Source organism: Polaromonas sp. P1_E1_2 (genome assembly GCF_056406035.1).
Genome location: NZ_JBFUAZ010000159.1, coordinates 1 through 7,678, shown reverse-complemented (window position 1 = coordinate 7,678; position 7,678 = coordinate 1). Strand labels below are relative to the sequence as shown.

Genomic DNA, 7,678 nt, shown 5'->3' with positions numbered 1-7,678 from the left:
CGCCCGCACAGTTGCCCAAGTCCATGCTGGACCTGGCCACGCCCGCATGGAAAGGCCGCTGGGCTGCATCGCCTTCCGGCGCCGACTTCCAGGCCATCGTGAGCGCGCTGCTCGAACTCAAGGGCGAAGCCGCTACCGTCGCCTGGCTCAAGGCCATGAAGGAAAACGCCACGCCTTACAAAGGCAACGGCACGGTGCTCAAGGCCGTCAATGCAGGCCAGATCGAAGGCGGCGTGATCTACCACTATTACTATTACGGCGACCAGGCCAAGACCGGCGAGAACAGCAACAACGCCCAGTTGCATTACTTCCGCAACCAGGACCCTGGCGCTTTTGTGAGCATTTCYGGTGGCGGCGTGCTGGCCTCGAGCAAGCACCAGCCCGAAGCGCAGGCCTTCGTGAAGTGGATTGCCGGCAAAGGCGGACAGGACATCCTGAAAACCGGCGACGCGTATGAGTACGCTGTTGGTACGGGCGTGCAGTCCAACCCCAAGCTGGTGCCGTTGGCTGAGCTGCAGGCGCCCAAGGTCGAGCCTTCCAAACTCAACAGCAAAAAAGTCACCGACCTGATGACCCAGGCCGGCCTGCTGTAAACCACTTCCAATCGCACCTAACCACTTCAGGTCCGCGGATCTGACACCTGCCTTGAGTGCCTTGCCATTTGATGTCGGCGCCGACTCCCTGAAGCCGGCGAGTGCGGCCCTGCTGCCTTCGCCTGCGGCCGGGCGCGGCGGCTGGCGCCTGTCGTGGGTGGGCAGCGCGGCCCTGCTGGTCTCGTTGCTCGCTTTGTTGCCGCTGGGTTTTGTCATCTGGGTCGGCATCCAGGCGGGTTGGGACACGGCCTCTGCGTTGATCTTCCGGCCCCGTGTTGGGGAGCTGCTCGTCAACACTGCTTTGCTGGTAGCGCTGACAGTGCCCTCGTGCGCCGTGCTGGCCGTGGCCCTGGCCTGGCTCACCGAGCGCAGCGACCTGCCCGGTGCGCGCACCTGGGCCTGGCTGGCCGTCGCGCCGCTGGCCGTGCCGGCTTTTGTGCACAGCTATGCCTGGATGACGGTCGCCCCCGGCCTGCACGGCTTGCCCGCCGGCGTGATGGTTTCGGTGATTGCCTACTTTCCATTTTTGTATTTGCCGGTGGCCGCGGCTTTGCGGCGGCTGGATCCGGGCATGGAAGACAGCGCCGCCTCGCTGGGCTTGAGCCCTTTGGCGGTGTTCTTCCGCGTGGTGCTGCCGCAGCTGCGGCTGGCGGTATGCGGCGGCTCACTGCTGGTAGGCCTTCACCTGCTGGCCGAGTACGGCCTTTACGTGATGATCCGTTTCGACACCTTCACCACGGCCATCGTCGACCAGTTCCAGTCGACCTACAACGGGCCTGCGGCCAACATGCTTTCCGGCGTGCTGGTGGTGTGCTGCTTCGCGTTGCTGGCACTGGAATCGGCCGCGCGCGGCAAGGAACGTTATGCGCGCGTAGGTTCCGGCGCCGCGCGCATGCCTTTCAAGCGCAGCCTGGGCCGCTTCACCGCGCTCAGCCTGTTGCTGCCCGTGCTGGTCACCGCTCTGGCACTGGGCGTGCCGCTGGTTACCCTGGGCCGCTGGCTGGTGGCCGGCGGGGCTGCTGTATGGCGCGTGGATGAAATCGGCCCGGCGATTTTCCAGACCCTGGGGCTGGCGCTGGCCGGTGCGTTGCTGACCACATTGGCCGCTGTGCCCATGGCCTGGCTGTCGATACGCTCGCCCGGCCGGCTGCAGCGCGTGCTGGAGGCCTGCAACTACATGGTCGGTTCGCTGCCCGGTGTGGTGGTGGCGCTGGCGCTCGTCACGGTGACGGTGCGCATGCCGATTTACCAGACAGCGGTGACGGTGCTGCTGGCTTATTTGCTGATGTTTTTGCCACGCGCCCTCATCAGCCTGCGCGCCGGCATCGCGCAGGCGCCGGTGGAGCTGGAGCAGGCCGCGCGCAGCCTGGGCCGCACGCCCGTGCAGGCGCTGTGGGCCATCACCCTGCGGCTGGCCGCGCCCAGCGCGGCGGCCGGCGCGGCCCTGGTGGGCCTGGGGATCACCAACGAACTCACCGCCACGCTGATGCTCGCGCCCAACGGCACGCGCACCCTGGCAACTTCCTTCTGGGCCTACAGCAGCGAGATCGACTACGCCGCCGCCGCGCCCTATGCGCTCATCATGGTGCTGCTGTCGCTGCCCATGACGTGGCTGCTCTATACCCAATCCAAACGCACGGCGGGACGATGACAACTTCTCTTGAACTGAACGGCCTGCGCAAACACTATGGCCCCGTGGAAGCACTGGGCGGCGTTCACTTGCACGTGCCGGCCGGCAGCCGCACCGCCATCGTGGGTCCGTCGGGTTCCGGTAAAACCACCTTGCTGCGCATCATTGCCGGCTTCGAAGTGCCCGACGCCGGCCGCGTCGTGCTGGGTGGGCGGCAACTGGCCGACGGGCCGGAAGCCGTGCCGGCGCACCAGCGCGGCATCGGTTTTGTGCCGCAGGACGGCGCGCTGTTTCCGCACCTGACGATTGAAGGCAACGTCGGCTTTGGCCTGCCGCGCAATACGCCCCAGCGCGCTGAACGCATTGCCGAACTGATGGACATGGTCGCGCTGGACACCGCCATGCTCAGCCGTCGCCCGCATGAGTTGTCTGGCGGCCAGCAGCAGCGCGTGGCACTGGCCCGCGCGCTGGCCCAGCGCCCGCAGCTGATGTTGCTCGATGAGCCTTTTTCCGCCTTGGACACGGGCCTGCGCGCCAGCACCCGCAAAGCCGTCGCGCAATTGCTCAGCGGCGCCGGCATCACCACCATCCTGGTCACGCACGACCAGGCGGAGGCCCTGTCATTTGCCGACCAGGTAGCCGTGATGCGTGAAGGGCAACTGGTGCAGGCCGGCCGCCCGGTGGATCTTTATCTGCGGCCCCGTGATGCCGCGGTGGCCGGCTTCCTGGGCGAAGCCATCGTGCTGCCCGCGCGGCTGGCGGGCGGCTGGGCTGACTGCGCGCTGGGGCGAGTCGCGGTCAACGACGGCCAGCGCAGCGGTGCGGCGCAGATCATGCTGCGGCCAGAGCAACTGCAGGTGGCTGAAGTCCCGGCGCAGGCGGCCGCGCAAAGTGCGGATGCCGCTGCGTGCTACGGCGCGGTTATCGACACCGATTTTGGCGGTCCGGTCTGCGTGCTGTCGGTGCGCCTGGTGCGCGGCGCTGGCATGGTCACGGCAGAAGAAGCACCGGCGGCGACAGAGCTTGCTGCGTGGGACGCGCCGCTGCTGGTGCGCAGCTCCGGCCTGCATGCCCCGGCGCCGGGCGCCATGGTTCGCATCACGGTGGCCGGCGAGGCCCATGTGTTCGTATAAGCCGGCTGCGTGCCGGTTCCCGGGAATTTAAGTAAATAGTGGCCGTAACCCAATAAAAACGGGCGCAAGCAGCTATTAAATTAATAGCATTTTGCCTGTCTCTACGGGTGCGATGAACCAGCTGGCGGCGGACGTTTTCCCGGTACGCCCGCGCAAGGGGCATGGTTCGACCAATACATGCCTTGTTACGAATCTCTAAGGTGTCTTACACAGGTCTTTGGGTATATTGTGTACGGTGTACACAAATTAATGGCTATGCACTTGCACGCCGGCAACTTGATCGGTTGTTGCGGCGTTTCAGGTGACAAACCGCTTACCCAAGGAGATTTCCCATGGCTCGTTACGTAGATGGATTCATCGTTGCCGTCCCCGCCAAGAAAGTGGAGGACTACCGCAAGCTGTCCCGCAAGGCCGGCAAGATCTGGAAGGAGTACGGCGCGATCGAATACACCGAGTGCATCGCCGACGACGTGAAACCGGGCAAGGTCACGTCCTTTCCGCAAAGCGTCAAGCTCAAGGCCGGCGAGGTGGTGGTGTTCTCGTGGATCACCTACAAGTCACGCAAGCAGCGCGACAGCGTCAACAAAAAGGTCATGTCCGACCCGCGCCTGGAGGCCATGATGGATCCGAAGAATCTGCCCTTCGATGGCAAGCGGATGATTTTTGGCGGCTTCAAGACCATCGTCGAGCTTTAAAGCCCGGACGCGCGGACTCTAGCTCTGCGCCGCCAGYACGTGCAGCGCCCGGCGCGTGAAGTCATCCGCCGGGAAAAACGTCTCCATCGCCAACTCCTGCAGCGTCACATCCACCGGTGAGCCGAAGATGGTGGTCGTGCTGATGAAGCTCAAAACGCCTGAAGGCGTGTTGAACTTGAAAGGCATCACAACGCCTGGATGCTCGCCTTCCAGATTCGGCCCCTTGGCTTCTTCCGGCACCGGGTAGGCCTTCAGTTCTTCCAGCAACGCCACCAGCGCCGGGTCGGCCGTGGCCGTGATCTGCTGGCGCAGGCGTTCAAACAAATGGTCGCGCCACTGCAGCAGGTTGGCGATGCGCGGCGCCAGGCCCTTGGGGTGCAGGCTCAGGCGCAGCACGTTGACGGGGGCTTCCAGCAGCGACGCATCGGCGCCCGCCAGCAGGTGCGGCACCATGCGGTTGGTCGCCACGATGTTCCAGTGGCGGTCCAGGGCCAGGGCCGGGTAGGGCTCATGGCTTTTCAGCAGCAGCTCCACCGCCTGGCGGGCCGAAGCCAGCGCCGGGTCATTCAGCGGCCGCTCGCGGTACATGGGCGCGTAGCCGGCCGCCACCAGCAGCGCATTGCGCTCGCGTAGCGGAATGTCCAGCCGCTCCGACAGGCGCAGTACCATCTCGCGGCTGGGCACCGAGCGGCCGGTTTCCACAAAACTCAAATGCCGCGTCGAGATGTCGGCCTCGTGGGCCAGGTCCAGCTGGCTCAGGCGCCGGTGCTGGCGCCAGTGGCGCAAGTGGTCGCCAAAGGGTTGGGCCGCGCGCGGCGCGGGGCGGGTAGGGTGATGAATGCTGGCAGTCATGGCGCCATCCTAAAGCCATGAAGCTGGTTTTCCATTACCTGCCAGGTTATCGACGAGCAGCCGGTGCGCAGGAATGATGACCCCCATGCGCACCGACCCGGCGGCCCGGCGCGCTGATCGCTATTCCCTATGACCGGCTGCCAGCACTTTCAGGAGTTTTGCCATGTCTTCGAGTTCCATCCTTTCCTCTCCCAACTTCCTGCGCAATGTGCTGCGTGTGGATGCGCTGTCGTGCATCGCTTGCGGTGTATTGCAAGTCGCCTTTCCAGCCGCGATGGCCCGCCTGCTGAACCTGCCCGAGGGCCTGATTGCCTACACCGGAGAGTTTTTGCTGGTCTATTCGGCAGTCGTTGCGTTTGTTTCAACGCGTAATCCTTTGCCGCGTGGCGTTATCTGGGCGCTGGTGGCGGGCAATATCGGCTGGGCGCTGGCCTGCGTGCTGATGCTTGCCAGCGGCCGTGTGTCGCCCTCCATGCTGGGCGTGGCCTATGTGGTGATGCAGGCGCTGACGGTGGCGGTGCTGGCCGAACTGCAGTACTTCGGCTTGCGCCGCGCAGCGCCGCAGCCGGCCTGGTGAGAACGCACAAGACTCGGTAGAGGGGCAGGGTATGCGGCGCCGGACTCCCACGGAGCCGCAGTGCCTGCCAGAATGGGGGCTGCCGTCAATAAAAAGGAGTCCGCCATGGCCAAACCGCCTCCCCACGCTTTTTCCTCCACGCTCAAAAGCTTCAAGACCGCCTCCGGCAAGACCGGCAAGTTCTACTCCCTGYCGGAACTCGCCAAACAGTTTCCCAAAGTTTCCCGCCTGCCGGTGTCCATGCGCATCGTGCTCGAGTCCGTGCTGCGCAATTGCGACGGCAAAAAGGTCACGGCCGAACACGTGGCGCAACTGGCCCACTGGCTGCCCCAGGCCGACCGCACCGAAGAAATCCCGTTTGTTGTCTCGCGCGTGGTGCTGCAGGACTTCACCGGTGTGCCGCTGCTGGCCGACCTGGCCGCCATGCGCAGCGTGGCGCTGAAGCTGGGCAAGAACCCAAAAGCCATCGAGCCGCTGGTGCCGGTCGACCTGGTGGTCGACCACTCCATCATGGTCGACTACTACGGCAAGAAAAATTCGCTGGACCTCAACATGAAGCTGGAGTTCCAGCGCAACCGTGAGCGCTACGAGTTCATGAAATGGGGCATGCAGGCCTTTGACACCTTTGGCGTAGTGCCGCCGGGCTTCGGCATCGTGCACCAGGTCAACCTTGAATACCTCTCGCGCGGCGTGCATATAAGCAGGGACGGCGTGTACTATCCCGACTCGCTGGTGGGCACCGACAGCCACACCACCATGATCAACGGCATCGGTGTGGTGGCCTGGGGCTGCGGCGGCATCGAGGCCGAAGCCGCCATGCTGGGCCAGCCCGTCTACTTCCTCACGCCCGACGTCGTGGGCTTTGAGCTGACCGGCCGCCTGCGCGAAGGCGTCACAGCCACCGACCTCGTGCTGCGCGTGACCGAGCAGTTGCGCAAGGAAAAGGTCGTCGGCAAGTTTGTCGAATTTTTCGGCGAGGGCACGCGCACGCTGGCCTTGCCGGACCGCGCCACTATCGGCAACATGGCGCCCGAATACGGCGCCACCATGGGCTTCTTCCCGGTCGACGAAAAAACGATCGACTACTTCAAGGGCACGGGCCGCACCAGGGAAGAGATCGAAGCCTTCGAGGCCTACTTCAAGGCGCAGGGCCTCTTCGGCGTGGCCAAGGCCGGCGAGATTGATTATTCGCACATAGTCAAGCTGGATTTGGGCGATGTCACGCCCAGCCTGGCCGGCCCCAAGCGCCCGCAAGACCGAATCGAGCTCGGCAACGTCGCCAGCCAGTTCAAGTCGCTGTTCAGCAAGTCGATTGCCGAGAACGGTTTTAACCAGCCCGCCGGCATGCTCAACACCCGCCACCTGGTGCGCCGCACCGATGAAGGCCGGCTGGACACGCTGCCGTCCGCACCGCCCACACCGGCCGGTGCCGCACGCCCCGTGATGGAGATGGAAGGCAACCGCCCCACACTGGCGCACGCACGCGCCAGCAACACCACGGACGCGCCCGCCAAGGCGCAGACCGAGGTGGTGCATTCCGCCCCCGGCATCACGGTGGGCAACGGCGACGTGCTGATCGCCGCCATCACCAGTTGCACCAACACCTCCAACCCCAGCGTGCTGCTGGCCGCCGGCCTGCTGGCCAAGAAGGCGGTGGAAGCCGGCCTGAAGGTGCAGCCGCACATCAAGACCTCGCTGGCCCCTGGCTCGCGCATCGTGACCGAGTACCTCACCGAGACCGGCCTGCTGCCTTACCTGGAGAAGCTCGGCTTCGCACTGGCCGGCTACGGTTGCACCACCTGCATCGGCAATGCCGGCGACCTGACGCCCGAACTCAATGAAGCCATCAGCAAGAGCGACCTGGTCTGCGCGGCCGTGCTTTCGGGCAACCGCAACTTCGAGGCGCGCATCCATCCCAACCTCAAGGCAAACTTTCTGGCCAGCCCGCCGCTGGTGGTGGCCTACGCCATTGCCGGCACGGTGATGCGCGACCTGATGACCGAACCCGTCGGCAAAGGCAAGGGCGGCAAGGACGTGTACCTGGGCGACATCTGGCCGACCAGCGACGAGATCTACAAGCTCATGAAGTACGCGATGAACGGCAAGGCCTTTCGCGCCAATTACGCCAAGGTCAAGACCGAGCCCGGCAAGCTCTGGGAAAACATCAAGGGCGTCAAAGGCACGTCTTACACCTGGCC

7 protein-coding genes are annotated in these 7,678 nt (G+C 64.9%); 6 read left to right on the top strand and 1 reads right to left on the bottom strand.

The window, feature by feature from the left end:
- The 4 genes from AC1D1P_RS09790 to AC1D1P_RS09775 form a co-directional block, all read left to right on the top strand.
- The coding region (locus AC1D1P_RS09790) for an extracellular solute-binding protein (protein ID WP_477672834.1) at positions 1 to 593 on the top strand (593 nt) is incomplete at its 5' end.
- Between the two features lie 52 nt (positions 594 to 645).
- Positions 646 to 2,244 (top strand): ABC transporter permease, encoded by a 1,599-nt coding sequence (locus AC1D1P_RS09785; RefSeq protein ID WP_477672833.1) that lies wholly within the window; start codon positions 646 to 648, stop codon positions 2,242 to 2,244.
- Positions 2,241 to 3,356, top strand: coding sequence for an ABC transporter ATP-binding protein (locus tag AC1D1P_RS09780; protein WP_477672832.1), 1,116 nt, complete (start codon positions 2,241 to 2,243; stop codon positions 3,354 to 3,356). Before AC1D1P_RS09785 ends, AC1D1P_RS09780 begins: the two co-directional genes overlap by 4 nt.
- A gap of 332 nt (positions 3,357 to 3,688) precedes the next feature.
- Complete coding sequence (locus AC1D1P_RS09775; RefSeq protein WP_457279322.1) at positions 3,689 to 4,051, top strand: DUF1428 domain-containing protein; 363 nt, start codon at positions 3,689 to 3,691, stop codon at positions 4,049 to 4,051.
- 18 nt (positions 4,052 to 4,069) lie between these two features.
- On the opposite strand, the gene AC1D1P_RS09770 is transcribed toward AC1D1P_RS09775, so the two are convergent.
- A complete protein-coding gene (locus AC1D1P_RS09770) occupies positions 4,070 to 4,903 on the bottom strand; it encodes a helix-turn-helix domain-containing protein (RefSeq protein WP_477672831.1) in 834 nt (277 codons plus the stop codon).
- Positions 4,904 to 5,066: 163 nt separating this feature from the next.
- Here AC1D1P_RS09770 and AC1D1P_RS09765 point away from each other — a divergent pair, with 163 nt between their 5' ends.
- Positions 5,067 to 5,480: a hypothetical protein gene (locus AC1D1P_RS09765; protein ID WP_477672830.1), complete on the top strand. Its 414-nt coding sequence runs from the start codon at positions 5,067 to 5,069 to the stop codon at positions 5,478 to 5,480.
- 105 nt (positions 5,481 to 5,585) lie between these two features.
- Positions 5,586 to 7,678 (top strand): aconitate hydratase AcnA (gene acnA / locus AC1D1P_RS09760; protein ID WP_477672829.1); only part of this gene is annotated, 2,093 nt, incomplete at its 3' end.